At 42.8% G+C, this 26,042-nt stretch carries 31 protein-coding genes; 2 read left to right on the forward strand and 29 right to left on the reverse strand.

Features of this window, described 5'->3' with window-relative positions; genetic code table 11:
- Positions 1-9 precede the first annotated feature (9 nt).
- The 15 genes from ndk to V1497_RS10890 all read right to left on the reverse strand — a co-directional run bounded on the left by ndk (position 10) and on the right by V1497_RS10890 (position 11,925).
- On the reverse strand, positions 10-453 hold the full coding sequence (gene ndk / locus V1497_RS10820) for a nucleoside-diphosphate kinase (RefSeq protein WP_349407568.1): 444 nt from the start codon (positions 451-453) through the stop codon (positions 10-12).
- An 87-nt stretch (positions 454-540) separates the two neighbouring features.
- Positions 541-1,509: a heptaprenyl diphosphate synthase component II gene (hepT, locus tag V1497_RS10825; protein ID WP_349407569.1), complete on the reverse strand. Its 969-nt coding sequence runs from the start codon at positions 1,507-1,509 to the stop codon at positions 541-543.
- 8 nt (positions 1,510-1,517) lie between these two features.
- Positions 1,518-2,249 carry a demethylmenaquinone methyltransferase gene (gene menG, locus V1497_RS10830; RefSeq protein WP_349407570.1) on the reverse strand — a complete coding sequence of 244 codons (732 nt, stop codon included), beginning with the start codon at positions 2,247-2,249 and terminating at the stop codon, positions 1,518-1,520.
- Positions 2,250-2,253: 4 nt separating this feature from the next.
- The gene (locus V1497_RS10835) at positions 2,254-3,072 is read right to left on the reverse strand and encodes a heptaprenyl diphosphate synthase component 1 (RefSeq protein WP_349407571.1); all 819 of its coding nucleotides are present in this window, start codon (positions 3,070-3,072) and stop codon (positions 2,254-2,256) included.
- 225 nt (positions 3,073-3,297) lie between these two features.
- Positions 3,298-3,522, reverse strand: coding sequence for a trp RNA-binding attenuation protein MtrB (gene mtrB, locus V1497_RS10840; protein WP_349407572.1), 225 nt, complete (start codon positions 3,520-3,522; stop codon positions 3,298-3,300).
- A gap of 16 nt (positions 3,523-3,538) precedes the next feature.
- Entirely contained in the window at positions 3,539-4,096 is a 558-nt protein-coding gene (folE, locus tag V1497_RS10845) for a GTP cyclohydrolase I FolE (RefSeq protein WP_349407573.1), read from the reverse strand.
- Positions 4,097-4,209: 113 nt separating this feature from the next.
- Positions 4,210-4,482 carry an HU family DNA-binding protein gene (locus V1497_RS10850; protein WP_349407574.1) on the reverse strand — a complete coding sequence of 91 codons (273 nt, stop codon included), beginning with the start codon at positions 4,480-4,482 and terminating at the stop codon, positions 4,210-4,212.
- A 326-nt stretch (positions 4,483-4,808) separates the two neighbouring features.
- Complete coding sequence (spoIVA, locus tag V1497_RS10855) at positions 4,809-6,287, reverse strand: stage IV sporulation protein A (protein WP_349407575.1); 1,479 nt, start codon at positions 6,285-6,287, stop codon at positions 4,809-4,811.
- Between the two features lie 312 nt (positions 6,288-6,599).
- Positions 6,600-7,319 carry a hypothetical protein gene (locus V1497_RS10860; protein WP_349407576.1) on the reverse strand — a complete coding sequence of 240 codons (720 nt, stop codon included), beginning with the start codon at positions 7,317-7,319 and terminating at the stop codon, positions 6,600-6,602.
- 40 nt (positions 7,320-7,359) lie between these two features.
- Positions 7,360-7,560: a DUF2768 domain-containing protein gene (locus tag V1497_RS10865; protein ID WP_349407577.1), complete on the reverse strand. Its 201-nt coding sequence runs from the start codon at positions 7,558-7,560 to the stop codon at positions 7,360-7,362.
- Between the two features lie 305 nt (positions 7,561-7,865).
- Positions 7,866-8,123 (reverse strand): stage VI sporulation protein F, encoded by a 258-nt coding sequence (locus V1497_RS10870; RefSeq protein WP_349407578.1) that lies wholly within the window; start codon positions 8,121-8,123, stop codon positions 7,866-7,868.
- 62 nt (positions 8,124-8,185) lie between these two features.
- The gene (locus V1497_RS10875; protein ID WP_349410800.1) at positions 8,186-9,244 is read right to left on the reverse strand and encodes an NAD(P)H-dependent glycerol-3-phosphate dehydrogenase; all 1,059 of its coding nucleotides are present in this window, start codon (positions 9,242-9,244) and stop codon (positions 8,186-8,188) included.
- Positions 9,244-9,846, reverse strand: a complete 603-nt coding sequence (gene plsY, locus V1497_RS10880) for a glycerol-3-phosphate 1-O-acyltransferase PlsY (RefSeq protein ID WP_349407579.1) — start codon at positions 9,844-9,846, stop codon at positions 9,244-9,246. The genes V1497_RS10875 and plsY overlap by 1 nt, the downstream gene beginning before the upstream one ends.
- A 9-nt stretch (positions 9,847-9,855) precedes the next feature.
- Positions 9,856-11,169 (reverse strand): ribosome biogenesis GTPase Der, encoded by a 1,314-nt coding sequence (gene der, locus V1497_RS10885; RefSeq protein WP_349407580.1) that lies wholly within the window; start codon positions 11,167-11,169, stop codon positions 9,856-9,858.
- 150 nt (positions 11,170-11,319) lie between these two features.
- Positions 11,320-11,925 carry a hypothetical protein gene (locus V1497_RS10890; RefSeq protein ID WP_349407581.1) on the reverse strand — a complete coding sequence of 202 codons (606 nt, stop codon included), beginning with the start codon at positions 11,923-11,925 and terminating at the stop codon, positions 11,320-11,322.
- A 133-nt stretch (positions 11,926-12,058) separates the two neighbouring features.
- On the opposite strand from V1497_RS10890, the gene V1497_RS10895 reads away from it, so the two are divergent.
- A complete protein-coding gene (locus V1497_RS10895; RefSeq protein WP_349407582.1) occupies positions 12,059-12,193 on the forward strand; it encodes a YpzI family protein in 135 nt (44 codons plus the stop codon).
- 42 nt (positions 12,194-12,235) lie between these two features.
- Here the strand turns inward: V1497_RS10895 and rpsA are convergent, their stop codons facing one another.
- The 8 genes from rpsA to prsW form a co-directional block, all read right to left on the reverse strand.
- Positions 12,236-13,387: a 30S ribosomal protein S1 gene (rpsA, locus tag V1497_RS10900; protein ID WP_349407583.1), complete on the reverse strand. Its 1,152-nt coding sequence runs from the start codon at positions 13,385-13,387 to the stop codon at positions 12,236-12,238.
- Positions 13,388-13,533: 146 nt separating this feature from the next.
- Positions 13,534-14,115, reverse strand: coding sequence for a lysophospholipid acyltransferase family protein (locus V1497_RS10905; RefSeq protein WP_349407584.1), 582 nt, complete (start codon positions 14,113-14,115; stop codon positions 13,534-13,536).
- 6 nt (positions 14,116-14,121) lie between these two features.
- On the reverse strand, positions 14,122-14,799 hold the full coding sequence (gene cmk / locus V1497_RS10910; RefSeq protein ID WP_349407585.1) for a (d)CMP kinase: 678 nt from the start codon (positions 14,797-14,799) through the stop codon (positions 14,122-14,124).
- Between the two features lie 132 nt (positions 14,800-14,931).
- Positions 14,932-15,156, reverse strand: coding sequence for a YpfB family protein (locus tag V1497_RS10915; RefSeq protein ID WP_349407586.1), 225 nt, complete (start codon positions 15,154-15,156; stop codon positions 14,932-14,934).
- Positions 15,157-15,220: 64 nt separating this feature from the next.
- Entirely contained in the window at positions 15,221-15,877 is a 657-nt protein-coding gene (locus V1497_RS10920; RefSeq protein WP_349407587.1) for a flagellar brake protein, read from the reverse strand.
- Positions 15,878-16,208: 331 nt separating this feature from the next.
- Positions 16,209-17,558 carry a germination protein YpeB gene (gene ypeB / locus V1497_RS10925; RefSeq protein WP_349407588.1) on the reverse strand — a complete coding sequence of 450 codons (1,350 nt, stop codon included), beginning with the start codon at positions 17,556-17,558 and terminating at the stop codon, positions 16,209-16,211.
- A gap of 15 nt (positions 17,559-17,573) precedes the next feature.
- A complete protein-coding gene (gene sleB, locus V1497_RS10930; protein ID WP_349410801.1) occupies positions 17,574-18,365 on the reverse strand; it encodes a spore cortex-lytic enzyme in 792 nt (263 codons plus the stop codon).
- 318 nt (positions 18,366-18,683) lie between these two features.
- A complete protein-coding gene (prsW, locus tag V1497_RS10935) occupies positions 18,684-19,379 on the reverse strand; it encodes a glutamic-type intramembrane protease PrsW (RefSeq protein ID WP_349407589.1) in 696 nt (231 codons plus the stop codon).
- A 200-nt stretch (positions 19,380-19,579) separates the two neighbouring features.
- Between prsW and V1497_RS10940 the strand changes: the two genes are divergently transcribed.
- Positions 19,580-20,512, forward strand: a complete 933-nt coding sequence (locus V1497_RS10940; RefSeq protein ID WP_349410802.1) for an asparaginase — start codon at positions 19,580-19,582, stop codon at positions 20,510-20,512.
- A gap of 59 nt (positions 20,513-20,571) precedes the next feature.
- Here the strand turns inward: V1497_RS10940 and V1497_RS10945 are convergent, their stop codons facing one another.
- From V1497_RS10945 to V1497_RS10970, 6 genes are all read right to left on the reverse strand, one after another.
- Complete coding sequence (locus tag V1497_RS10945) at positions 20,572-21,564, reverse strand: YpdA family putative bacillithiol disulfide reductase (protein WP_349407590.1); 993 nt, start codon at positions 21,562-21,564, stop codon at positions 20,572-20,574.
- Positions 21,565-21,755: 191 nt separating this feature from the next.
- Positions 21,756-23,021, reverse strand: a complete 1,266-nt coding sequence (locus V1497_RS10950) for a Glu/Leu/Phe/Val dehydrogenase (protein WP_349407591.1) — start codon at positions 23,019-23,021, stop codon at positions 21,756-21,758.
- 276 nt (positions 23,022-23,297) lie between these two features.
- Positions 23,298-23,897: a genetic competence negative regulator gene (locus V1497_RS10955; protein WP_349407592.1), complete on the reverse strand. Its 600-nt coding sequence runs from the start codon at positions 23,895-23,897 to the stop codon at positions 23,298-23,300.
- Positions 23,898-24,029: 132 nt separating this feature from the next.
- Complete coding sequence (locus tag V1497_RS10960; RefSeq protein WP_349410803.1) at positions 24,030-24,794, reverse strand: metallophosphoesterase; 765 nt, start codon at positions 24,792-24,794, stop codon at positions 24,030-24,032.
- Entirely contained in the window at positions 24,794-25,189 is a 396-nt protein-coding gene (locus tag V1497_RS10965) for a hypothetical protein (RefSeq protein WP_349407593.1), read from the reverse strand. The genes V1497_RS10960 and V1497_RS10965 overlap by 1 nt, the downstream gene beginning before the upstream one ends.
- Before the next feature lie 47 nt (positions 25,190-25,236).
- Positions 25,237-25,872 (reverse strand): CBS domain-containing protein, encoded by a 636-nt coding sequence (locus V1497_RS10970; RefSeq protein ID WP_349407594.1) that lies wholly within the window; start codon positions 25,870-25,872, stop codon positions 25,237-25,239.
- Positions 25,873-26,042: the final 170 nt, after the last annotated feature.

The following is a 26,042-nucleotide window of genomic DNA, read 5'->3' on the forward strand; positions in this document are numbered from 1 at the left end:
AACCTATTATTATACCCACTTAGCAATCGTTTTCTCGTAGTTTACAAGCTCTTCTTCCTGGAAGAACAAGTTGATTTCTCTTTCAGCACTTTCAGGAGAATCGGATCCGTGAATGATATTTTGTCCAACTTGGACAGCGTAGTCGCCACGAATTGTTCCAGGTGCTGCTTCTGCAGGATTGGTTTTCCCCATCATGTTACGTGCTGTTGCAATAACGTTTTCGCCTTCCCATACCATTGCGAATACTGGTCCGGAAGTAATGAAATCCACCAATTCACCGAAGAATGGGCGTTCCTTGTGCTCACCGTAATGATTTTGAGCAAGCTCATCAGAAATCATCATCAGCTTAGCACCAGCTAGTTTGAAACCTTTCTTCTCAAAACGGTTAACAATTTCCCCGATCAAATTACGTTGAACACCGTCAGGCTTGACCATCAAAAACGTTTTCTCCATGTCACGCACTCCTATCGTATGTATGTTTTCGGACCTGCTGCCTTGTCCGAAGATGATTTTAACAAATTTTAAGCGTTTTCACAACTTTTAATAATTTCTACGTCCGATATATTCCGCTATCTGTCTTAAAGATTTCCTCGCACGATTTTGCGGAAGTTGATCGAGTGCTTCCAAGGCTTTCTTCAAATATAGATCTGCAATTGCTTTTGAACGTTCAATCGCCCCGCTAGCTTTAATTTCCTGGATCAACGTCTCAACATCAGCTCTGCTGACCGGTTTATGTTCGAAAGCTTCCTTCAGTCGCTCATCGAAATCAGTGTTCTCCCTAGCAAAGAAAACAGGCAATGTGATGTTCCCTTGTTGAAGATCTCCACCGGCTGGTTTCCCTAATTGTTTCTCCGTCCCCGTAAAATCAAGAATGTCATCCGTTATCTGGAAAGCCATTCCGACATAATAACCGAACCTTTTCAAATGGAATTGTATTGCCGGATCCGCTTCTCCAGCCAGAGCACCTAGTTCACAGCTTACAGAAATCAACAACGCCGTCTTCCGTTTAATTCTGCGCAGGTAATCCCGTAAATTTTGATCAAGGTTATATTGATCGCGGATCTGCTCAATTTCACCGAGACACATATCGACAATCGCTTCAGATAATACATGATGCGCTTCCAGATTATTCAAATGCGTAATGTATTCTAAAGATCTGGCAAAGATATAATCCCCTGTATACATTGCGACGCGATTATCCCATTGGGCTTTTATAGTCGATTTCCCACGACGCAACGATGCATCGTCAATGACATCATCATGTACAAGCGAAGCCATATGGATCAATTCTAGTGCTACCGCAGCACGCTTCACCCGTTCGGTATCATTTTTTCCGAATTGTGCAGACAAAAGCACAAAAACAGGGCGAATTCGTTTCCCCCCTGCTTTCAATAGTTGTTGGGATGCATCCTGAAGGATGGAATGCTGGGCCTCAATCGTCTTTTCCAGATCCTTTTCAATGTTGGACATGTCGTTACGAAGATGAGAATAAATTGTCGTCAATTTCATAATTTCACCTAATTCGAATCTACTGGTTGGCTATGAGGTTTGTGTCCGATGTGAGTTGCCGCTACCCCGCCGGAGTATGGGACGACCTCGACGTCCTTGAATCCCGTCTTTCTGAAAATATCAGCAAGCTCTTTTCTTCCAGGAAAGTCCCTTGCAGATTCCTGTAACCAGGAATACTCTTTATAGCTCTTGGCAAAAAGGCGTCCAAAGGCTGGCATGACATACTTGAAATACCCATAATACAATTGACGGAAAACCGGGATCGTCGGCTGGGAAGTCTCAAGACATACGACTTTCCCACCAGGCTTTACAACACGGTACATCTCTTTCAGGACTTGGTGAAGATCAGGCACATTCCTCAATCCGAAGCCTATCGTAACATAATCGAAGCTATTTTCCGGAAAAGGCAGTTCCATAGCGTTTCCATGCAGCAATTCGATATTTTCAAATCCAGATTCAGAGACTTTTCTCTTCCCTACTTCTAGCATGTTTTTGCTGAAATCAAGTCCATAAGCCTTTCCTTCAGATCCTACTGCGCTGGCCATCGCTAATGTCCAATCGGCCGTACCGCAACAAACGTCCAAGGATGAAGCACCTTTTTTGACATCCATCCGTTTCATCGTATCCTTCCGCCACGCAATATGCCGTTGGAAGCTGATGATCGAATTCATCTTGTCATAATTCTTTGAGATGGATTCAAATACTTGATGTACACGTTGTTCTTTCGTTTCTTGTTGCATGACATTACCCTTCTTCCGCATATTTCTTCGTTCGGAAACCGGACTGTTGGATGTACTCCTCAATCCGATGTTCCAATATTGTATACATGACCGGTTCTTCAGCCCATAATTTCTCCAATCTTCTTTTAGAGTGGAGAATATAGGAGTCGATGACCTCCAAGATCTGATTTTTAAGGGAGAGCCAGCCAGCTTTCGAGCGATTCATATGATTCATAATCTTAGCCGCTAATGGTGTATACGTATTATCTTGTATGTTTTTCCGTTCAATCAACATACGTTTCATGAACAAGAATTCATCAGCGATCCCTTTCCATAACGGAAGGTGGAAGTGATCTGCCGTCTTCAATAAGAGGGAAGATTCGATTCGATGGATGTTTTCCATCGAATTCTCAATGGACTGGTGGTCGTTCTTGTAATATTGCATCTTATTTTCATTGATCTCCTGAATCGCCTGTGCAAGTGTCCGGATCATCGATAAATCCTTCATGTCAGATAAAAGATAATAGTAGAGACTACTGTAATAATCTCCTGCTAAAACAGTAAGCTGGCGATTCTTCTTATCATGATCAGCAATGACTTCATTAGAAGTGATGGATTCATGCGTATCCAATGCAATTTGCACGAGCATTGTAGAAATGGCGTATTTGTCCAAATCTTCTTCTGCTAGTTCTTTCTCATTCAAGATAATGTACGTCAATAACAGTTTATCCTCATCAATCACAGGTTGATCAATATAGCGCATCAAATACGGATGTTGCAACCGTTTATTAATCTTATATAGTAAATCTGAAATTTTCATTTGAATCGATTGTTTCTGCGTCATGCCCTATGCCCCCACCAGTTCCGATTTAAACGTGAAAGGAACCGTCGTGTTAATCCTATGTATTGAGAACTTATGATAATGTACTGTCTGTCTATTATATCATAAAACCCCTTTGACCATACTGCTATACCTGCCTCATGCCAGAAGGGGCTTCTGGTTTGTCATTATGTACATCATGTCTGTTGAGCCAGTGCTCCTTAAGAGCCTTGACTCAACAAGCGATGATTATTCTGTATCCGTATGCATTTCACCATGTCGTGTCTGGATGACCGCTTTACCTCTCACCTTCACAGCAGAGGTGTGTTCTGTAAACTGAGCAATCATCACTTCATCTTTATCAAGCTTTTCAGAATGATGAAACCTTGTGTCCGATCCTCTCGTCAACCCGATGACATTCACACCATTTTCCTTCGCCTTGATGACAAAGAATTCATTTTCAGATGTCGCCATTTTCCATTCCTCCCGGTTAAGACTTAATTAAGCTCATGACCTCTGCACGAGCCGCTTGATCCTCTTCAAAAATACCCCTCACAGCAGAGGTGATCGTTTGGGAACCAGGCTTCTTCACGCCTCGCATCGTCATACACATATGCTCCGCCTCGATGATGACCATCACTCCATGTGGCTGTAGTGAACGTAATAAGGAGTCTGCAATTGTCGAGGTGATCCGTTCTTGTAGTTGCGGACGTTTGGCAACAGCTTCGACCGCCCTTGCGAGTTTACTTAATCCAGTGACTTTTCCACCTTTAGGTATATAGGCAACATGCGCCTTCCCGAAAAATGGGACGAGGTGATGTTCGCACATCGAGTAGAATGGGATATCCTTTACAAGGACCAATTCTTCATGATCCTCTCCGAAAACCGTTTTGAAATGTTCTGAAGGATCTTGATCCAGGCCTTGGAAGACCTCTTCATACATTCGGGCAACACGTTTCGGTGTATCCAAAAGACCTTCTCGTTCAGGGTCTTCACCGATTGCTTCAAGTATCATTTTGACTGCGGTTTCAATTTTGGTGTGGTCCATGTTCCTTACTCCTTCATTAATACAGTATCAAACAGATAATAGCACAATAGTATCTGAAGACGCAAAAAAAGAAGAGCCGGATGAACGACTCTTCTCTATGCCCTATGTACATCTTACTTAACAGCGTCTTTAAGGGCTTTACCTGGTTTGAATGCAGGCACCTTGCTTGCAGGGATTTCGATTTCTTCCCCTGTTTGCGGGTTACGTCCTTTACGAGCAGCACGCTCACGTACTTCGAAGTTACCGAAACCGATGAGCTGAACCTTGTCCCCATCTTTAAGAGATGATTCAATTGATTCGAATACAGCGTCAACTGTCTTTGAAACATCTTTCTTAGAAAGTTGGGTCTTTTCAGATACAGAATTGATTAGATCTGTCTTGTTCACTCGACTCACCTCCTCTCAAAAAGTATTTCAAATTTTCATGCTAGTCATTATAACCAATTATTCAAAGAACTAACAGCTTGAATACGTTGACATGCCTTATATTAAACGATATTGAAGTGAAATTCAATCATTTTTCAGCATATTTGCTGAAACGAAAGGGAATATCAGTCAAATCTCGCTGATTCTTATCATATCAATGGTTTGTCCCAACAGCATAACATCCAACGATCATAACGGCAAAGGATATTGCACATAAAAGTAAATATCGACTGAATATTGCTGCAAATACAAAAAAAAAAGACTCCACTGGATTGGAGTCTTCTGGATTATAGGATGATCGCAATCAGGCCGCCTGAACCTTCATTGATGATGCGTTCCAAAGTCTCTTTAAGCTTGTAGCGTGCATTCTCCGGCATCAACGAAATCTTTGCCTGAATGCCTTCCCTTACGATCGAATTGAGTGAGCGACCAAAGATATCCGAATTCCAAATCGAAAGTGGGTCGTCCTCGAAATCCTGCATCAAATATCGTACCAATTCTTCGCTCTGCTTTTCGGTTCCGATGATCGGTGCAAATTCAGACTCCACATCAACCTTGATCATATGGATGGACGGAGCGACAGCCTTCAATCTTACTCCGAACCTGGATCCTTGACGGATGATTTCCGGCTCATCCAAGCTCATATCCGATAGGGCAGGTGCAGCGATACCGTAGCCTGTTTGCTTAACCATTCTCAGTGCATCTGCAATCTGATCATACTCAGATTTGGCATAAGCAAAGTCCTGCATTAACTGTAAGAGGTGGTCCTTCCCTCTTATTTCAACCCCTACGACATCTTTGAGGATTTGATCATACAGATCATCTGGCGCATAAAGGTCGATCTCGGCAATCCCTTGCCCCATTTCAATACCTGCAAGCCTTGCCTCATCAATGAATTCGTAATCAGTGAAATTACCGACAACCCGATCGACGTCACGCAGACGCTTGATGTCCTTCACTGTCTCTCTGACGGATTCCTCGTAGCTGTTCCGGAGCCAATGTTCATTGTTCAATACCATGACCCAGCTCGGAAGATTCACGTTCACTTCGAGGACAGGGAATTCATAGAGCACTTCTCGGAGAACATTATTGATATCGTGTTCCGTCATGCTCTCTACACTTAACGATAGGCAAGGGATATCATAACGTTCACAGAGTTCCCTTCTGAGTTTCTCTGTTTCTGGGTGATGCGGATGAACAGAGTTGATCACCATGATGAATGGTTTTCCGACTTCCTTCAACTCTTCAACAATTCGTTCCTCGGATTCCACATAATCATATCTCGGGATTTCACCGATTGAACCATCGGTTGTCACAACCACCCCGAGAGTGGAATGTTCTTGAATGACCTTTCTCGTTCCGATCTCTGCTGCTTCATGAAACGGTATTGGTTCTTCATACCAAGGTGTATGGATCATACGTGGTCCGTTTTCGTCCTCGTACCCCTTTGCGCTTGGAACAGCATATCCGACACTGTCCACTAACCGTATATTCACTTCTAGACCCTCGTCTACCTCAATCTTTACGGCATTGTTCGGTACGAATTTAGGCTCTGTCGTCATGATCGTTTTACCTGCCGCACTTTGAGGCAATTCATCCTGGGCTCTCATCTTTTCTGATTCACTTTCGATGTTCGGCAGCACGACAAGTTCCATGAACTTCTTGATGAACGTCGATTTACCGGTACGGACAGCCCCCACTACACCCAAATATATATCGCCACCAGTCCGTTCTGCGATATCTTTGAAGATATCAACTTTTTCCATTAGTTCCCCTCCCCATTCCAGAGTAGTGTTTGGGTAGTTATAGACAATATATGTCTATGATGTTGTCCAACGAATATGACTGTTCCTTGAACAAAACTGAAAATATATTTTAATAGGCTACCTATCACCTCATTGCGGGAAACTCTTTATATTTGTTCGGGGTATGAATAACCCTCCCATACTACACTTTATTGATAGGAATAAGGGAACATGCCAATTTTCTTGACGAGTCCTCCAATTATTTCAATAGAAAGAGGCACTGTTCTTTCGAACAGTGCCTTGCCTTTTGTGAAAATCATTCAAGTGAAATGCCTATGAGTCCTTAAACAGGAATACCGGCTCGCCCTCTTCTAGTGTATAAGGTACTGAGTAAGCTGGGACGAACGGTGAATCTTTCATAAGGAGATCACGGATGTCATCTCCTTTTTTATAGGCATGTTCTTTCTCGTTCAACGCTTTGTATAAGTCCATTGCATAATCGATATAGACATTGTTCTCCCCATCCACGATAAGGGGGAGGTTATTCCCGGTGTACGGACTCTTCACCACCGGTTGTTCCTTGTAACCTAATTTTTTGTGGTCCAAGGTATATCGTCCATTTGCTAGAACGTCCCGATAAGGGGGATAATCATTTCTTTGAAGGTAGAGCCTTAATTTCATCTTGTAATCTTTCACGACTTCCACTGCTTCAAGGTCTACCAATTTCACCTTAGGGTCCTTCTCAACATTTACAAGGACATACTGGAATACTCCGCCATTCTCAAAGGAATTTCCAGGGGGCTCCGGAAGGTAACGTGGAACCAGTTTGTTGAAATTGATCGGGTATTTTATATAGATGGAAGTATCCTTATCTCGATTCTCAATCGGCAGGACACCTCGATTCGTCTGGTATTGATTGACCGCATCCTGGACAGCGTCCAGCTGCTGTTTATGTGGGATCCTGTTCTTTGCGAGACGTTCATCAGGATACAAACATCCTGTAAGCACAGAAATGGAAAGACTTATCACGATAAAACCTAACATTCGCTTCATACTATCACCTGACTTGTTTGGCTATGTATAGATCTTGCATTTATTCAGGTACTGGACCACTGAAGACGACAAACAAAATGAGAATGCCTGCTGTAATCATACATGCATAGGCAAAAATGGAAATGATGTATTTAATGATGCCGTTAAGTTTCGTACGGCTGATGGAAATGGAAACGACCGCAATGAACATCAGACCGATAGCTGCAAGTGCGATCCACATTTTGATTAATCCTTCAGACATTGGCTTACCTCCTTAATACCGGGTTTTATTATAGCATATTTTGTCCTTTGAGAATATGTAAGAAGAAATCCCATAAAAAAGGATGACATGAATTCAGGGTGTGGTCACCCACTTGTTTAATTTCAATTCCTCAACGACCTCACAAATCGCTTTGCAGGCATTAAAAAGCTGGAGAAAAGGGCGTCTTTTCTCCAGCTTCTGACTAAATAACATTTCCCACAGCAGCTCAAAATGTCCATTCCATGCTATTTTATGCAAATTTATGGATACTGTATCGCTCAATCGCCTAATTTTACATCGATTAATTATTTCTTATTGAACATTTTCGCGATCGAGGCCATGTCCAGAGGGATATTATTATTAATGATCGCCTTGACGATTTGATCTTCTTTCTCCTTGGATACGGGTACACCAGCTAATCGAGAAACTTGGGAAATCAATTGTCGTATCGTTCTTTCATCACGTAAATTAGCACCTTGAACCGAGTCTGCTAACTTGAAAATATCTTCTTTTTTAACGCCCGTCTTCTTTTCAATGTCATCCATGAAATTATTTCTGTCCATCGAAGTCCTCCTCACACGTAACATTCATGATATCTTATGCGATAGAAAGGACTTCGTGATATTTATTCTGGTTTTTTTTCGTTGAAGGTTGGGGCCTTTGAAATCATGGAGGTCAAATCTTCCACTTCATTGGTCCGGCTTCTCATCATCAAGGAGTCAACAGCTTCTTTTGGCGATTTAGAATGGAATAGAACTTCATAGAGTTCGTTCGTGATCGGCATCTCCACGCCTTCTTTCTTCGCAAGCTGATACGCTGCTTTCGTCGTTCTGACACCTTCTACGACCATCCCCATGTTTTCTAGGACTTCTTCAAGGGAGTTTCCCTTACCAAGCATATTTCCTGCGCGCCAATTCCGGCTATGTACACTCGTACATGTGACGACTAAATCACCTATTCCTGAAAGACCTGCGAATGTAAGTGGCTGTGCACCCATATTCGATCCGAGTCGTGCTATTTCAGCAAGACCTCGTGTCAACAGGGCTGCTTTCGCATTATCCCCGTAACCAAGACCATCCGATAACCCTGCTCCTAATGCGATGATATTCTTCAAGGAACCCCCCAATTCAACTCCGACGATATCAGGGTTTGTATATACTCTGAAATTCGGGTTGATGAACAGATCCTGCACTTGTTCAGCTGCTTGCTGGTCCTTAGAAGATACGGTAACAGTCGTCGGCTGCCTTAAACTCACTTCTTCTGCATGACTAGGTCCTGATAAGACAACGATGGCACGACGTAACGTTTCCGGGAGTTCATCCTCTATCACCTCGGAAACGCGGAATAGCGTATCCGGCTCAATCCCTTTACTCGCATGGATCAATGTGACGCCTTCCTCCAAGCAACCCTTCAATTGTTGTAAGATCTCCCTCATCGCACTCGTCGGTGTAACGAGCAGAACTGTATCCGTATCCTTAACAGCTTCCGCTAGATCATCTGTAGCGATAATATTCTCCGGAAGATCAATGTTCGGAAGGTATTTCTCATTGGTATGCCTTTCGTTGATTTCGTCGACTTGTTCCTTTCTACGTGCCCAAAGTCGAACGTCATGACGATTATCCGCTAGTACGAGAGCTAATGCTGTTCCCCAGCTTCCTGCACCAATTACTGCTATTTTTTTCATCAACTTGTCACTTCCTTTTTCTGTCCGATCTTACTTTCAGTACCGTTCAATAAACGTACGATGTTTGTCCGATGCCTCCATAAGGATAGCAGTCCAATGACAGCTGCTAAGAGGATATGGATCGTGTCATATCCGAGTACAAACGTAAGGGTAGGTGCTGAGACCATGAACACGAGTGAACCAAGAGACACATATCTCGTAATCACAATTAATAAGATCGCGATGATACCTGAAATGAGTGCAGGGATAAAGACGAGTATCGCAAAAACGCCAATCGTCGTCGCGACCCCTTTTCCCCCACGGAAACCATAGTAGATCGGCCAATTATGTCCGACGATCGCAAAGAGTCCCGCTAAGAATGCAACCCATTCCTCCGCTCCCAAAAGGTAACTGAGGAGGACAGCCACAATCCCTTTTGATGCATCAAGCAGAAGCACAGCTATGGCCGGTCCCCAACCTAGCACTCTTAATGTATTGGTAGCACCGGCATTCCCGCTCCCTTGCGTACGGATATCGACCTTTTTGATCTTCTTTGCAATCAAATAGCTAAAGCTGATCGAGCCAATGAAATATCCGATTAAAATAGCAAGAATGATGTTCATAAGTTCCTCCTATTCATTTTTTCTTCTGGCAATGATTCGAATTGGGGTTCCTTTGAACCCAAACGCTTCCCTTATGCGATTTTCGATAAAACGCTTGTAGGAGAAGTGGAGCAATTCAGGATCATTGACGAACAAGACGAAAGTCGGAGGCTTGATCGCGACTTGGGTGACATAATTGATCTTCAATCGACGACCTTTGTCTGTCGGAGTCGGATTCATCATGACGGCGTCCATGATGACATCATTCAGCACATTCGTCTTCACACGCATCGTATGATTTTCCGCCACTGTTTCAATGACCGGCAGTAATGTATGTAATCGCTGCTTGGTCTTGGCGGAGACAAATACAATCGGTGCATAATCAAGGAATAAGAAATGATCTCGGATCTTCTGTTCAAATTCCTTCATCGTTTTATCATCTTTTTCGACTGCATCCCACTTGTTCACGACGATGATGACTGCTCGTCCTGCCTCATGGGCATACCCTGCAATCTTCTTGTCCTGTTCGATGATTCCTTCTTCTGCATTGATGACAACCAGCACAACATCAGAGCGATCAATGGCTTTAAGCGCTCTCAAGACACTGTATTTTTCCGTCGTTTCGTATACTTTCCCTTTTTTCCGCATACCAGCAGTATCAATGATCACATACTCCTGGCCGTCCCTTGTAAATTTAGCGTCAATCGCATCCCTTGTCGTCCCAGCAATATCGCTGACGATGACACGCTCTTTTCCTACGATTGCATTGACCAATGATGATTTCCCTACATTCGGGCGTCCGATCAGGGAGAACTTTATCGTTGAGTCATCGTAATCTTCGCCATCGTTTTCAGGAAAATGCTTGACGACTTCATCCAAGAGATCTCCTAGTCCAAGACCGTGAGCACCAGAGATTCCAATCGGTTCTCCAAAGCCTAAGGAATAGAATTCATACACTTCGCTCATGCGTTCAGGGTTGTCGATTTTATTAACTGCAAGAACAACTGGTTTCTTTGACCGGAACAAGATTTGAGCGACTTCTTCATCGGCTGATGTAATTCCTTCACGACCATTCACCATGAATATGATGACATCTGCCTCTTCAATCGCAATTTCCGCTTGCTGACGCATTTGTTTCAGCAACGGTTCATCTCCTAGGTCGATTCCACCCGTATCAATAATATTGAATTCTGTATTCAGCCACTCTGCTGAACTATAGATCCGGTCACGTGTCACGCCTGGCTTATCTTCTACAATTGACAGGCGGTCCCCAATGATGCGGTTGAATATTGTGGATTTCCCCACATTCGGTCTGCCTACTACGGCTACTACCGGTTTACGCATACTATCACTTCCTTCTTTAAAGGGCTACAAAAATCACCCATTCCATCCTCTTTATGTATATCTCCTCTAAATCAGTGGAGTCTGATACAGATAGAACTCATTTATTTTAGCAAAAAACCGTTATACCTACAACTGCATATAAAGGGGCCCTTAATGGAGTCCTTCTTTAACATGCTTTTTCGGACGGTCCATTTTCACTTTCATACCTGTCGTGATCTTTTCATAGAGAGTCCATAAAAAGAGTATGCACCCTGAAATAGATAAATGGCTTAGAAATAATTCACCACCCATTACCTGGATATCCGGTACGTTGACGAACAAACCATAACCTAATTCTCCATGAACGTATGCGGATAGGAGAACCCCTATCCTTATCCTTACATCCTTGATCATGATCAACAGTAATAAAACGATCGGAACCGCAGCGAACAAATTCACGCCATACACAAGCCAATACGGGTCATTCAAGACGACATACTGCATGCCTATATAGACGATCGAAAGCATCAGGCTAAGTAGTATGGCTGGAATGACGAGCTTGTTATCCTGTATCCCAATGTAAGCATAACCCAAGATTCCGATCAAGAAAAGGGAACCATTGAAAGAGAATTCCTCATAATGAAGCGTAATGGACGATGTATGGATAATAAGTAATAACACCGCGGAAACATAAAATCGTTCTTTCGTCTTTCGTAGAAAAAAAGTCGTTACGGTCCAAATGATCCAGGTCACCCAGTAAAAGAACAAACCCTCCATATATACCTCCGTAGATGATCGTTATTGTTCCTATTAGAAGTATGGAAGGTGGAAGGGAATTCTAAACAAGGAAACCGTAATTCATGCATAGGAATGCGCACATTCCCCAAACTAATGAAAAGGAGTGAAAGGCATGGGAAAAGATCGACAAGAAAAGAAGCTGAAGCAATCAGGGCGTGTCGAATCGGACCGGGATCGAGGAGTCCGGTTCAAAGGCGCTACACGACTTGATACCCCTGAAGAAGCGCAAAGGGAGAACAGGAAATGAAAAAGGCTGACCCAATATAGGGTCAGCCTCTCTATTTATCGTTTATTTGTATTTTTTAAGTTGGTCGCCGATCATGTCGCCTAATGAGAATCCAGTGTTACCGTCAGTTTCTTTACTGTACTCTGGATCGATTTTTGAAGGGCGGTTTTCTTCTTCCAATGTAGCACGGATGCTAAGTGAAATTCTCTTTTCATCCGTATTGATATCCAATACTTTCACTTTGACGACATCGCCTTCACTCAAGACTTCGCTTGGTGTGCCGATATGTCGGTTTGCAATTTCTGAAATGTGTACAAGGCCTTCAACACCTGGTGCAACTTCTACGAACGCACCGAATGAAACGAGGCGTTTGACTGTACCTTCTACAACTTTTCCTTTTTCAAGTACATCCGATACATTATCCCAAGGTCCAGGTAATGTTTCTTTAATGGACAAGGAAATGCGTTCATTATCACGATCGACGGAAAGGACCTTCACTTTTACAGAGTCCCCTTCACTAACGACCTCAGAAGGCGTCTCCACACGATGGTGAGCGAGCTGAGAAATATGGACGAGTCCGTCAATTCCTCCGATATCAACGAATGCACCAAAATCCGTCAAACGTTGTACCGTTCCATCAAGGACTTGACCAGCCTCAAGAGAATGGAGTACTTCCTGCTTTTTGCTTTCTTCCTGTGCTTCCAATACAGCACGGTGGGAAAGGATCAATTTGTTGTTTTCTTCATCAAGCTCGACGATTTTGACTTCAAGCGTCTTCCCTTTATAGGAAGAGAAATCTTCTACAAAGTGTCTTTCAACTAGAGAAGCAGGAATAAAACCACGGACGCCAAGGTCGACTACAAGGCCGCCTTTCACTACATCTGCGATTTGAACTTCTAATGTTTCGTTATTTTCTTGTGCTTCTTTCAACTCAGACCAAGCTTTACCTGCGGAAATTGCACGCTTGGAAAGAACAAGCTCATCTTCTGTCAGTTTAATCACTTGAAGTGTTAATGTATCTCCTTCAGATAAAACATCACTTACTTTTTCAACATGTAAGCTTGAAAGTTCACTGATCGGCAGGATGCCATCCATCTTGTACCCTGCGTCGATCAAAGCATGTTTTTCTTCGACCTTTGTAACGGTACCTTCTACTACATCTCCCATTTCCAAAGGCTTCATTTCTGAAAGTTCTTGATTCATTTCATCAGTCATTGACTCTACCTCCTTAAGTGTCTAAACGAAGAGAAAACTATATGGGACCCTTCACATTGTGAAAGAGTATGTATAAGGTTCATTTCCCTTTCCTCTAACTTCTTATAAATAGCGAGATTTGTCAAGTAACTAAACCTCGGACTTTCCTACTTGTTCTCGTCATATAATTTTCGGATTTCAGCCATGATTTTTTCTGTCGCTTCCTTGGCAGAAGCTTTCTGTTCTTTCATTTCCGTAAAATCAATCGGTTTCCCATATACGATTTTGACGGATCTAAAGAGCTTGAAGGGACCAATGATTGCGCAAGGAATGACCTTTGCATCCGTCTTCATTGCAAAGAATCCGGCACCAGCTAATCCAGCACCGATATCCCCGGTCTTACTGCGTGTCCCTTCTGGAAACAGACCGACCGCTTCTCCCTGTCTTAATAGCTCTAACCCTTTACGCAAAGCTTGTTTATCGCTCATCCCCCGACGAACCGGGAAGGCATATATCTTTGGAAGGATTTTTTTCAATATCGGCATTTCGAAAAGCTCAGCCTTCGCCATGAAGTGGACGGTACGGTTTGATGAGCAGCCAACGAGAGGAGGGTCCAAATAGCTGATATGGTTACTACAAATCAAAACTCCGTCCTCTTTTGGTACATTTTCCACACCTATGACCTTCAGCCTATACCCGGAATTGAAGATCCCGTTGAATAAATTCTTACCTATTGTATAAAGCCTCACCAACCATCAAACCCTTTCATATTCTCGAACAATCGTAAGGATGGCATCGACTACCTCATCAATTGTCATCGTTGTTGTATCCAGCTCGATTGCATCGTGCGCCTTCATCAGAGGAGATGCTTCACGCTGGGAATCCAATCTGTCGCGTTGCTCAATTTCCGTTTTGATCTGCTCAAGATCGGACGGAATTCCTTTTGTAAGGTTCTCTTGATGTCTACGTTTCGCCCGTTCATCTACAGATGCAATGAGAAAGATCTTGACTTCTGCATCGGGAATGACATGAGTACCGATGTCCCTGCCGTCCATAACGACTGAATGTTCATGACTCAGCTCCTGCTGTTGTTTCACCATTTCCTTGCGTACGTTCGCGTGCTTTGCCACTTCTGACACATTATTCGTCACGTCCGGTGTACGGATTTCATCTGTTACATCTTCATCGTCCAACAAGACGACTTGCCGATCTTCCGTTTTTCTCAGATCAATCTTTGTGGATTTCAGCAGAAGTTCCAGGGCTTCCCCATCACAAACATCCACTTCATTCCTCAGTGCTTTCAATGTAATTGAACGATACATCGCGCCTGTATCGATATAGACATACGATAATATGTCTGCTACTTTTTTTGCTACTGTACTCTTCCCAGCACCAGCTGGTCCATCAATTGCGATTTTCATCAAATTACTCATACTTCCTCCTGCTATTTCCGGTTGTCCTAAGTTATCTATCCATCTTGAGTGAAAGGGTAAAATCACAGAGAAAACTTGGCTCAAAGGGAGGTCTGGATACTCCTTGGACCAAGTTTATTATCATGTGAATTTTCACTTCTTCAGATCTTTTTCAACTCTTTCATGATACCATAGGTCGTTTGAGTGGTCTATGGTTTCCACGGTTTCTCCCCTTTGTCCACTGAGGATCCCCTCATATTGATAGACACGGTTCAAATACGATCCGATTCCCGTTTGCAGGACCAATAATTGTCCAACAATCATAAATATGACCTGACAGATGATCACCTTCATGATGATCCGCTCGATGGTTTTCATAAAACGCTATACCTCATTTCAGCTCTTTCCATCTAGCGTGTCCAAATAAAGCCAATCAGTTACATCAAATCAGGCCATTCTTCTTGAATTTCAACTGTTCTTCAAAACAAAACCGGAGATAATTTTGTTTGTCTTTCTCTGTAACATCGATGAATTGCAGTGGGGCTTTAAGCCTTCCGTTTTCTCCTTCTAAAATCCGTAAGACCATCGCCTTTTGTTTTATGTACCATGTATACTGCTTTAACGGGATGACCATCCAACAATAGATCACCTGACCATTTCGCAATGGATGACGTTCTGGCAAATTTATCATACAGCCACCTGCGCTAATATCAGATGTCAATGTTGTGAAGGGTGAAAACTGATGTGCTGTAGGGTGTATTGCGACGTCGATGGCAGAATCGACTCGTACGAATTCCCTTCTCTGTACTTTTTCAAGCCCTTCTTCTCCTGGAAACGATAAAATCAATAATGGGATACGATCCTTGAAACGATCCACCATTTCCGTTGAAAAAGCGTAGGTCGATTTATCTGAAGTTGTAAAACTCGCCCGGAACCGTGAACCAATCATGAAAAACTCCGACTTGTTCGTCTGAAGGTTGGTTGGGTAAGTGACAAAGATTCTACCATTATCAATTTTATCGACCTTGCATTTATATTTCACAGTCTTCCGGCCTGGTTTCTCCATCTCAAGTTCAAGTGTTTCTCCAGCCTTAATCACGGGTGTCCCTCCTTTCCTCATTCAATGATTCAATTAGGTCTATTATCTCATTTTAACTCAAAAAGGAAAAGCAAATCTTGCTTTTCCTTCTCCATTTTCAAGGTGATAAAGAGGGCCGATTCCTTCATCCTCCGAAAACGCACAAAATGGAAATATGGAGGACGTATGAAGCGTTTTATGAGTCCTCCATATCGAGAAAAACTGAATATGGGGGACGCATGGAGCGGTTATGAGTACTTAAAATTGAAAATATGGAGCTCGTATTTGAACCACTCCCAATAAAAAAGCTTGTAAAGAAACACTCGGTTTCTTTACAAGCTGCTTAAAACGTTCACATGCTATTGACTGGTGTGTTCGGGTCATCCAATTTCTTTACTTTCTCCTCGTAACCATTGTTTGCATTAATGAAAATCCTGAACGTTTCGTTTTTCAAAGTTGCCAGGAATTCATAGCAATGGACTTCCTCACCGAGGTCGTTCACGATGATTCCTTGATGAACCTCCATGATTTTGAGCTTTGGATTCATTTTACCTCTTGCTTCTTGCTCTGAGAGTTTCGGTGAAGTTATCTTTCGTTCCCTTTCACCGACCAGGTAATTCATCCCTTCATACCCGATAATGTCCCCGTTATCTAGTGCGACCTTGATGGTGATTGTTTGTGGGTAGATCCTGACATCACCCTGCTTTTTCACGTACGTGTAAATTCCGATGTTGTCGTACTGATCGCTTACCGACATCTCCATTTTGTCCATCGCATGAGCCTTCAAGAATGCAAGGGCTTTTTCGCTCCCTTTATATAAGCTGAGCTTCGCTTTCTTTACATCCCGATCCTGAAGGATCCAAACCGGATGTCCACCCTTCTTCGTCAATTCCATATAGATGTTCGATTTGCTTTGCGGCTCGTTAATCGATACACGATATGCCTTATATGGACTACCTTTTCCGTTCTCCTCGACAATCACTTTACTTCCTTGCTTCAAATCCAGAAACTTGAATGCGAGCTTTTTCGCTTCTTCCTTCGTGATTTCCTTACCCTTCAATGCCTTGTATTTATTATCCTTAAACTCGCTGATCTTTGTCATTTCAGGTCCCCAATTGACTTCCGAGTACCCTTCTGACGATTTGTCCACCGTTTTGAGGCCATCAATGATCGTGTTGTCTTTCGGATCCGATTCAGTAGCCAAAGCCAATTCGACATCCATCCACCTCAGGTTCTCCTTCATCACGAGAGATTGGACTTTTCTTAATTCATTCTTTATTTCAGTCGCATTTTCATGGAGCTTTTCGAGCGTCTGGTATTCCTTGTCTGAAAGCGGGGATTTTGTTAAGTCTCGAATCGCGATCCTATAACTGAATTCCCCGATCTTTGTCAGGAATTCCTCCGTCTTATTGAAAGGTAACAGCGCCAAAGGCAATTGTCCCACATCGTTATGCGCTTCCGATGTCAATCGCCACACTTCTGCAAGTGCTGGAGATAGCTGCTGCCTCGAATTCATCGCCAATGTCGTTCCAATCTTTTCTTCCAACGCATCGAAATGGAAGTTCAGATCATGGAATGCACGTTGGTAATTATTCTCTGCATTGATCAATACCGCATTTTTTTCCTGATGCTCTTTATAACCCCAATAGCCTGTTCCGACAACCGCTAATGCTAAAATGGTCAAAAGGACTGTTCTTATCACAATGGTTCACCTCCATCATTTTGCGAATATATGTTTTCCGATTTGGGTAACTTGACTTCTTGTCCAAATCCAGCCTGATGTCGCTGTGTTTGGATTGAAGTAATAAATACTTCCATCAGTAGGGTCCCACCCATTCAACGCATCCTGTACAGCTTTCTTGGCTTTCTCATTCGGTGTTAGCCAGATCTGACCGTCAGCTACAGCTGTGAAAGCCCCTGGCTCAAAGATGACACCCGAAATCGTATTTGGAAATGAAGTGCTTTCAATTCGGTTGAGAATGACAGCTGCCACCGCAACTTGACCGACGTATGGTTCCCCTCGTGCTTCTCCATAAACTGCGTTTGCCATCAACTGCAAATCATTTTCAGAGTATCCACTCGGTACATTTTTCCCTTGCTTCGGTGAAGCTTTCCCTTGACCAGCTGGCGCCTGGGCTTTGCCCTGACCTGAAGGTGCCTGTGCTTTGCCTTTCTTGTCCTTCTCCGTTTGTTGATCGAGCGGTTGCCCGCCATAATGGGTGAAGTCCTTCCCCTTCCTGATGTTTTTCTTGACATAGCTTTCATAATATTTAGAAGCATCCGCTAACTTCTTCTTTGTTGTAAAGCCTGCCAAACCATCCACTTCCAATCCGAACTCATATTGGAAGTTTCTAAGCGCCCAATACGTCCCCCACCCAAAGATCCCGTCTATATTCCCATTGTAGAATCCTAGGTATTGGAGCCTTGATTGGAGCTCAATAACATCCTCACCAGTCGCACCCCTCTGGATGACTTGAGGGCTGAATGCCTCCGCTTTCTCTGTTGTCATCGATCCGAACAAAGGAATGATAAAAAGAATAGTGGTTATGCAGATTTTCAAATAAAAAATTGGACTTTTCATCGGTACAGCCTCCTGTAGAATCCTGTATGACTTTTCAATGTCCGTAGTTTCTGCCACTATTGGAATTTTATACAATGTTACCGAACAGCTTCAGGCGGAAGCTTTCCGCTGGAGTCGCCGTATTACGCTTCTATATCACTAATAAAAGCTTACAGAGCCAAAAAAAAGAAGCCATCCATCCTTCAATTTCTCATCATCAATGTAAAAGTGATGATTGGAATTGCTAGGAAGAAGGCTTCAGCAGGTTCAAATCGTAGAGCTAGAGCTTTTTTTCCGTGGATTGTATCGTTGTTCTGAAATCCTCTGTGCATACTTGATTTTACGAAGGCCAAGCCACCAAAGGAAAACCATGAATGGCAGCATGAAGAAAATCCATTCCCCTTCCATGAAGGAAAAGATAATGTAATCATAAAAGCCATGGAAGATGATTGGTATAAGCACAGAAATGAAAATGAAAATTCTCTTTCGTTGCAAACTTCTAGCTGATTTACCACGTGATAAATAATAACCCATCGTAACGCCGAACAAGGCATGACTTGAGACAGGAAGCAAAGCTCTGTACATGGCAGTCTCTACACCGTTGGATAAGAGGTAGAGTACATTTTCAGCAGTTGCAAAACCTAAAGAAATGGAAACGCCATATATGATACCGTCATAAGGATCATCAAAATCAATATGCTGATACGCAGCAAAATAAAGTAAAAACCATTTAAAGAATTCTTCCAGCATGCCTGAAACGAGAAAGGCATCCACCCATGCAGGTACGAACAATTCTTCGTGTATCCCGAACTGGAGCACCATGACAGGAAACACAAGGAGAATGCCAATGATGAACGTTCTCAATACCATGAGGATCGGTTCGGGTTTATACTTCTCTTTCAAGTAAAAAAAGGAGAGCAAAGCTACACCGGGTGCTATTCCAGCAGAAAGGATCGTAAACATGTCTATCGTCTCGTTTCAATTTATTTTCTCTATCGTAACATGAACGGTCTTTATATGAACGGAAATTTTTGCCGTGATGGATTGTTCCTTTTAGACGAAAAGTGACGAACGTGGTATCTTTAACGTTGGAGAATATTCGGATTGGGGTGACGTAATTGAAGAAAAAGATACTAGTTGTTCATACAGGTGGAACGATCGCCATGAGTGAAGATAAAGAAACTGGAAAAGTCCTGCCTGGTGAAGTCAATCCTTTACATGAAACATATGCACTTTTGTCCCAAATTGCAGAGGTGACGATGGACGATTTTATCAATCTTCCCTCTCCTCATGTTACACCAGATCATATGATGGAATTATCCAATTATATACGAGCAAAGCTGGTGGAAACTGATTTTGACGGAGTTGTGGTGACTCATGGAACAGATACGTTAGAAGAGACCGCTTATTTACTTGATCTGATGCACGGTCACGACGTTCCGATCATCCTGACAGGAGCCATGCGATCCAGTAACGAGTTAGGGGCAGACGGACCTCATAACCTCATTTCATCAGTTCGGGTGGCTGCAAGTGACGCGGCTAGAGACAAAGGCGTATTAGTCGTTTTCAACGATGAAATCCATACGGCAAAGAATGTTACGAAAACCCATACGAGTAATATCGCAACGTTCCAGAGTCCTCAATACGGGCCGATAGGGATTGTGACGAAAAGGGGAGTCTTCTTCCACCATAATCTGGTGAATAAAGAACATTACAAAACATTAGCATTAACAAAAAATGTGATTCTTTTGAAAGCCTATGCAGGCATGCAGAAGGAACTTTTACGCTCCGTCCGGATGATGGATGTCGATGGTCTTGTCATTGAAGCGCTCGGACAAGGGAACCTGCCTCCTGAACTCCTTGAGGAAATTGATGCTTTTATCGAAAAAGATATTCCGATCGTACTTGTCTCAAGGTGTTTCAACGGTATCGTCCAAGACATCTACAGCTATGATGGCGGCGGTAAACAATTGAAGGAACGAGGCGTCATTTTCACGAATGGCTTAAACGGTCAAAAAGCACGGCTGAAATTGATGGTCACCTTGGAGATGAACCTTACACACGATGAACTAGTGGAAGCGTTTCGAACGAATTGAAAACATGCAAAAAAGGCTGTCCAGAAAACATTTCTGGCAGCCTTTCGTTTAGTGACGGATTAAAAAGCTCCGTCTTTCTCTCTTCTCAATATTTCGTTGGCAATGAGACCACCATGAAAACGACCGTTCTCAATGAATATTTCATTGGCGTTATTTCCAGCTGCAATTACACCCGCAATGAAAATACCATCCACGTTTGTTTCCATCGTTTCATCATTGAAATGAGGCCGTCCCGTTTCAGGATCGATTTCGACTCCCATCTTCGTCAAGAACGTATGATCAGGGTGATAGCCAGTCATGGCAAATACGAAATCATTCGGAATTTCAACCTTCTCTCCATCTGCCTCATATACGAGTGATCCAGGCTTGATTTCTTTCACCTCAGCATTGAATACCATGTTGACCCGGTCATGTTTCACTAATGCTTCGAATTCCGGTAAAATCCATGGCTTTATGCTTCCGGAATACTCTTCCCCTCGGTAAAGGACCGTTACGCGGGCACCTACCTTCTCTAGTTCAAGTGCAGCATCGACAGCAGAGTTCTTCCCGCCTATGACTGTAACATCACAATCGAAATAAGGATGAGCTTCTTTAAAGTAGTGGAAGACCTTGTCTAGCTCTTCTCCCGGTACATCCATATAATTCGGGTGATCATAGTAACCTGTAGCGATGATCACATAGGGGGTTACATACGTATGTTCAGCTCCGCCCTTGCGAACGGAAAAGACCGTGAACCGCCCATCCTTCATTCTCTCCACACGTTGCACCTTCTCATATGAATGAACGGTCAGTCGTTTCCTCTTCACGACTTCCCGGTAATAAGATAAAGCTTGATTTCTCTTCGGTTTCCTTCCCTCGATAACAAACGGCATATCCCCGATCTCCAATTTCTCACTCGTACTGAAGAACTGTTGGTGTGTCGGATAATTGTATATTGAGTTGACGATATTCCCTTTTTCAATGACAACCGGTTTCAAACCGATTTCTTCAAGTGCGATTGCAGCCGAAAGACCACAGGGACCACCGCCTACGATGATTGCGTCAGCATGCATAGTTCCGTTTCACTCCTACTGTGACTTCTCTCTTTCTGTTTCTCTTATTCCTATCATATGCCAAATCGACATATTGATCATTTCTCGCTGGGGATGACCAAAACATTGATTTAACATGGTCCTACGTCAAAAACCCCCTATCATACATATAGATGATAGGGGATTTTGCTATAGGTTTCAACTGAACAGTCTTAGATCCAACCTCTGAAACGGGATGCTTCCGCCATTTTCCTAACGCCTACCATATAAGCCGCAAGCCTCATATTCACCTTACGGTTGGTTGCCGTTGTCAGGATATTGTTAAAGGCTTTCACCATTACTTGTTCTAATTTCTGCTCGACTTCCTCTTCCGTCCAGTAATATCCTTGATTGTTCTGGACCCACTCGAAGTAAGAAACTGTGACTCCACCTGCACTCGCCAATACATCCGGTACGAGGAGGATATCACGCTCAGTCAGGATGTTCGTCGCTTCAATCGTTGTTGGACCATTTGCAGCTTCCACGACGATTGATGCTTTTATGTCATGAGCATTGTGCTTCGTGATCTGGTTTTCGATTGCAGCTGGTACAAGAATATCGCAATCGAGTTCAAGCAGATCCTGATTTGATATCGTATCTTTGAACAGCTTGGTAACAGTACCGAAGCTGTCTCTTCGATCCAACAGATAATCAATGTCCAATCCGTCCGGATCATGTAATCCGCCATAAGCGTCGGAAATTCCGATCACTTTTGCTCCAGCATCGTACATGAATTTGGCAAGGAAGCTTCCTGCATTACCGAAGCCCTGGATGACGACACGCGCTCCTTCCAGGTTGATTCCTTTTTGTTTAGCAGCTTCACGGATACAGATGGTGACACCTTTCGCCGTAGCTGATTCTCTTCCATGGGAACCGCCCAGAACGAGTGGTTTTCCTGTAATGAACCCTGGTGAATCGAATTCTCGGATCCTGCTGTACTCGTCCATCATCCAGGCCATGATTTGAGAGTTCGTAAAGACATCCGGTGCAGGGATATCTTTTGTCGGTCCTACAATTTGACTGATTGCACGGACATATCCACGGCTCAACCTTTCGAGTTCGCGGAATGACATATCCCGGGGATCACAGATGATTCCACCTTTACCCCCGCCATAGGGTAAATCCACAATCCCAGCTTTTAGACTCATCCAGATGGATAGAGCCTTGACTTCCGTTTCAGTTACATTCGGGTGAAACCTTACTCCACCTTTTGTCGGTCCTACTGAATCATTGTGTTGAGCACGATAACCAGTGAAGATCTTGATGGCGCCATCATCCATTCTTACAGGAATACGGACGGTCATCAATCTTACCGGCTCTTTTAATAGCTCGAACACCTCTTCAGGGTACCCTAACTTATCTAAAGCATCATTGATAACGGTTTGTGTTGATAATAATACGTTGTCTTGTCCATTGTTCTCTTGTTCATTGGCAGACATGGTTTACCTCCCGTGAAAAATCCAAAAGTAAATAAGTATGATTTCAATTTCTCAATGCATAGTATACACCCTAGCAGGCATTATGAGAAGTGATATATATAAGTTTTCTATATTAAGTTGTAAACGCTTTCTTAGCTTGCAAACCAAACGCGTTTTACATACATGCAATCTTGGTTCAAGGGTGTTTGAACGCTGTAAAACATCCATTACATCAGGATATTTCCGTTATTGAGGCATATAAATAGAAAACTTGGCGTTTGCCAAGTTTTTCTTCAATCATTTATTTTTTGATAAGAAGTGATGATTGATGCGTCCAATTGCCTCTTGATCGAGAATCAACTTTCCATATTCCCTGACACGCCATTTCGTGATCGTTGAAGGGTTCCCGAATTCTGACAAAAGCGCGACGAACATATCAACATCAAGCTGGACATAATCCTCTTCTTCAAAAGAGGCATAATAACGTCCATTGAAATAATAAATCTCGCCACCTGTGATACCAAGCGGGTATACACGAGATGTCAATGAAATCAGATCATCGAACCCATTAAATTCGTAGAAGACATCATCACTGATATCCATAGTCACTTGAAGCTCCAGGAATTCATCATCATAATCTTCATCTTCATTCGTGGATTGCCCCTTCGTAACAATTACGACCATCCCTTGAGCAGGTAATGAAAAAACCTCGACAGCAATCGGACCATCTGCTTTGAAGCCCAATTCATCATCAGCTTCCAACATCATATCCCTGAAGAGTTCATGTACTTTAGGCAGGTCTTGCCACATTTCATCTTTGGAAATGCCACGTTCGTCAAGGTCATCCAAAGTTAAAAACACTTTGATTTTATTATATGTCAAACGCTCCAGTCGCATATATGGTCCTCCTTAACAGCAATACTCCACCCTTTCTACACTATATGATTGGTGAAAGAATAAGGTTCATGATGGTCATGTTGTTCTTCATGAAATCAGGATGAGTGAGGGGACCCCCCCTGATGATTGCATTCAGTTTTTCCGATGAAAGCTGAAAATATGGGCCTCTGAAGGAGCACACAGTCTCAGTGGCAGAGCAGTGTAACCATAACCGTTACTGATGAACAATTTTGTAACTCCTTTATCAAATAAGCCACCTCTAGCTGCGATCCCCCATTTAAAAAAACGGATTTGGCCTCCGTGTGTATGTCCGCTCAGTACAAAGCCTATATCATCTTCCTTTTTAATTTTATGAATAATAGCGGGGTTGTGGCTGACCAGTATTTTGTATCCATCTTCATCCACATCCTGAAGAGCCAGATCAAGTCGGTCTCGATCCATAGTGGGATCATCGACACCGAGCAGGTACAGCCTGTCTTCCTCTGTGTCAAAACGGGCACATGTATTGTCAAGGATCGAAACACCTTTCTCCCTCAACAAAACATCGAGTTTACGAAAGTCCACCTCATAATCATTATTCCCCCATACAAAATAAATAGGTGCCAATTTTGACAATTGATTCAAATTTTCCGAAACTCTATCAAATGGAACCCCTTTTTCTATAAGATCTCCACCTATGATGACGAGGTCCACTTCCTCATCAACCTGATCCAGTAATCGATTGTCGATTTGCCGTGTATGTATATCCGAAATAAAAAAAACCTTTAAGCCATTGAAGCTTTCAGGAAATCGATCCAAGTAGATGTCTTGTTTTTTTACAACGTTACGATGCGCTTCAAACCACATATAGAGGAACATTGTAATCGCTGAAAGGACAACAACGATTATCCAAACCATCATTCTGCACCATCCTGTCTCCTCACGACATTTTTGCTTTGTGTCATCGACATGATACCATAGATTGCTATACATGGTAAGATGACAAGCATGACCATTGCGTTCATGAGATAAAGGAAGTATACACTTAAAATGAACAGGATACAAAACAAAACGCGCATGAACCAGGTCGTTTTGGTCATTTGACGTAAATCGTCCGCCATCCACTGTACAATCACGCCATAGGCAATGATGCCGATAAGAGCCAGCACGGAGACCCAAATAAACGTGAACGGTTGGAAAATCAAGGACATGAGCCACCGCCTGAAATCCGGGTAAGACTCCGTCGGGATTTCATTGACGACAAGGTATAAGGACCAATAGCCAATCGATAATGCCAACAATCGCTTATACAAAAAATCCCCTCCCCCTACACGATATGTAGGGAGAAGGGGAATCATGTTCAGTCTTCTTTAATATCCAATACACGGAAGCCAGATGATTCAAGCTTTTGGACGAATTTATCAATATTTTGTTGCTTTTCTACCTTCATGACAATCCGTCGGACGAATTTATCGGTTTCATCAAACGTGGCGAGTGAAATGATATTTTCATGGAACTGTTTTGCAATTTCAGCGAGCCTTGCGATCCGTCCCTCTGCCTCAGAAGCTGAAAAGGAAATTCGAACACCCTTCTTCTTCATGCCGAAAGCACTTTGGAATTGTTCAATGACATCATAGCGTGTCACAATTCCAGTGAGATCCCCTTCACGATCCACTACTGCGACTAACGGTCGATCCTTCACAGTCAGAAAAGTCTTTTCAAATACCTCTTCTTCGTCAATGAAATCTTCCTTATAGGTTGCTACATCACCTGCGAGAGTCGATGAAAGGAAATCGTCACGTGTTAACGAAGACTCGAAAAAGGCTTTATAAATTTTATTAAGTGTGACAAGGCCGCCGTATTTACTGCCATTTACGACGGGCATCCCATCAATCTGGTATTCCTCCATCTTATGTAGGACATCCTTCAAGCAGTCAGTATGTTGGACCACATACGCTTTATTTTTCGGTATCATAACACTTCTTACAAACATCATATCCCCCCTGTTAATTTGCACTATAAACTATTTTCTCTAGAGAGCTGATAATTCCTACGTAACGTGGCACATTTTGTTTTTTGTCTGAATATTTAAACAATAGAGGTTGAAAATTATGTAAATTTACATTAAGATAATAATAAGAAAATCAGATCAAAAATTATGAAAAT

This window comes from Pseudalkalibacillus sp. SCS-8, assembly GCF_040126055.1.
GTDB lineage: Bacteria > Bacillota > Bacilli > Bacillales > Fictibacillaceae > Pseudalkalibacillus > Pseudalkalibacillus nanhaiensis.

Excerpts from the sequence above, each read along its gene's own strand:
- rpsA (WP_349407583.1), bottom strand. The coding sequence starts at position 13,387 with ATGACTGATGAAATGAATCAAGAACTTTCAGAAATGAAGCCTTTGGAA.
- V1497_RS10960 (WP_349410803.1), bottom strand. The coding sequence starts at position 24,794 with ATGGTTTGGATAATCGTTGTTGTCCTTTCAGCGATTACAATGTTCCTC.
- V1497_RS10865 (WP_349407577.1), bottom strand. The coding sequence starts at position 7,560 with ATGTCTGAAGGATTAATCAAAATGTGGATCGCACTTGCAGCTATCGGT.
- V1497_RS10945 (WP_349407590.1), bottom strand. The coding sequence starts at position 21,564 with ATGCATGCTGACGCAATCATCGTAGGCGGTGGTCCCTGTGGTCTTTCG.
- sleB (WP_349410801.1), bottom strand. The coding sequence starts at position 18,365 with ATGACAACAGAGAAAGCGGAGGCATTCAGCCCTCAAGTCATCCAGAGG.
- folE (WP_349407573.1), bottom strand. The coding sequence starts at position 4,096 with ATGGACCACACCAAAATTGAAACCGCAGTCAAAATGATACTTGAAGCA.
- V1497_RS10890 (WP_349407581.1), bottom strand. The coding sequence starts at position 11,925 with ATGGAGGGTTTGTTCTTTTACTGGGTGACCTGGATCATTTGGACCGTA.
- V1497_RS10950 (WP_349407591.1), bottom strand. The coding sequence starts at position 23,021 with ATGTCTGCCAATGAACAAGAGAACAATGGACAAGACAACGTATTATTA.
- spoIVA (WP_349407575.1), bottom strand. The coding sequence starts at position 6,287 with ATGGAAAAAGTTGATATCTTCAAAGATATCGCAGAACGGACTGGTGGC.
- plsY (WP_349407579.1), bottom strand. The coding sequence starts at position 9,846 with ATGAACATCATTCTTGCTATTTTAATCGGATATTTCATTGGCTCGATC.
- V1497_RS10875 (WP_349410800.1), bottom strand. The coding sequence starts at position 9,244 with ATGAAAAAAATAGCAGTAATTGGTGCAGGAAGCTGGGGAACAGCATTA.
- V1497_RS10970 (WP_349407594.1), bottom strand. The coding sequence starts at position 25,872 with ATGATGTTTGTAAGAAGTGTTATGATACCGAAAAATAAAGCGTATGTG.
- cmk (WP_349407585.1), bottom strand. The coding sequence starts at position 14,799 with ATGAGTAATTTGATGAAAATCGCAATTGATGGACCAGCTGGTGCTGGG.
- der (WP_349407580.1), bottom strand. The coding sequence starts at position 11,169 with ATGCGTAAACCGGTAGTAGCCGTAGTAGGCAGACCGAATGTGGGGAAA.
- V1497_RS10915 (WP_349407586.1), bottom strand. The coding sequence starts at position 15,156 with ATGAAAACCATCGAGCGGATCATCATGAAGGTGATCATCTGTCAGGTC.
- menG (WP_349407570.1), bottom strand. The coding sequence starts at position 2,249 with ATGCAACAAGAAACGAAAGAACAACGTGTACATCAAGTATTTGAATCC.
- V1497_RS10940 (WP_349410802.1), top strand. The coding sequence starts at position 19,580 with ATGAGTGAAGATAAAGAAACTGGAAAAGTCCTGCCTGGTGAAGTCAAT.
- V1497_RS10835 (WP_349407571.1), bottom strand. The coding sequence starts at position 3,072 with ATGACGCAGAAACAATCGATTCAAATGAAAATTTCAGATTTACTATAT.
- mtrB (WP_349407572.1), bottom strand. The coding sequence starts at position 3,522 with ATGGCGACATCTGAAAATGAATTCTTTGTCATCAAGGCGAAGGAAAAT.
- prsW (WP_349407589.1), bottom strand. The coding sequence starts at position 19,379 with ATGTTTACGATCCTTTCTGCTGGAATAGCACCCGGTGTAGCTTTGCTC.
- ndk (WP_349407568.1), bottom strand. The coding sequence starts at position 453 with ATGGAGAAAACGTTTTTGATGGTCAAGCCTGACGGTGTTCAACGTAAT.
- V1497_RS10870 (WP_349407578.1), bottom strand. The coding sequence starts at position 8,123 with ATGGACAGAAATAATTTCATGGATGACATTGAAAAGAAGACGGGCGTT.
- V1497_RS10895 (WP_349407582.1), top strand. The coding sequence starts at position 12,059 with ATGGGAAAAGATCGACAAGAAAAGAAGCTGAAGCAATCAGGGCGTGTC.
- hepT (WP_349407569.1), bottom strand. The coding sequence starts at position 1,509 with ATGAAATTGACGACAATTTATTCTCATCTTCGTAACGACATGTCCAAC.
- V1497_RS10955 (WP_349407592.1), bottom strand. The coding sequence starts at position 23,897 with ATGCGACTGGAGCGTTTGACATATAATAAAATCAAAGTGTTTTTAACT.
- V1497_RS10860 (WP_349407576.1), bottom strand. The coding sequence starts at position 7,319 with ATGAAGCGAATGTTAGGTTTTATCGTGATAAGTCTTTCCATTTCTGTG.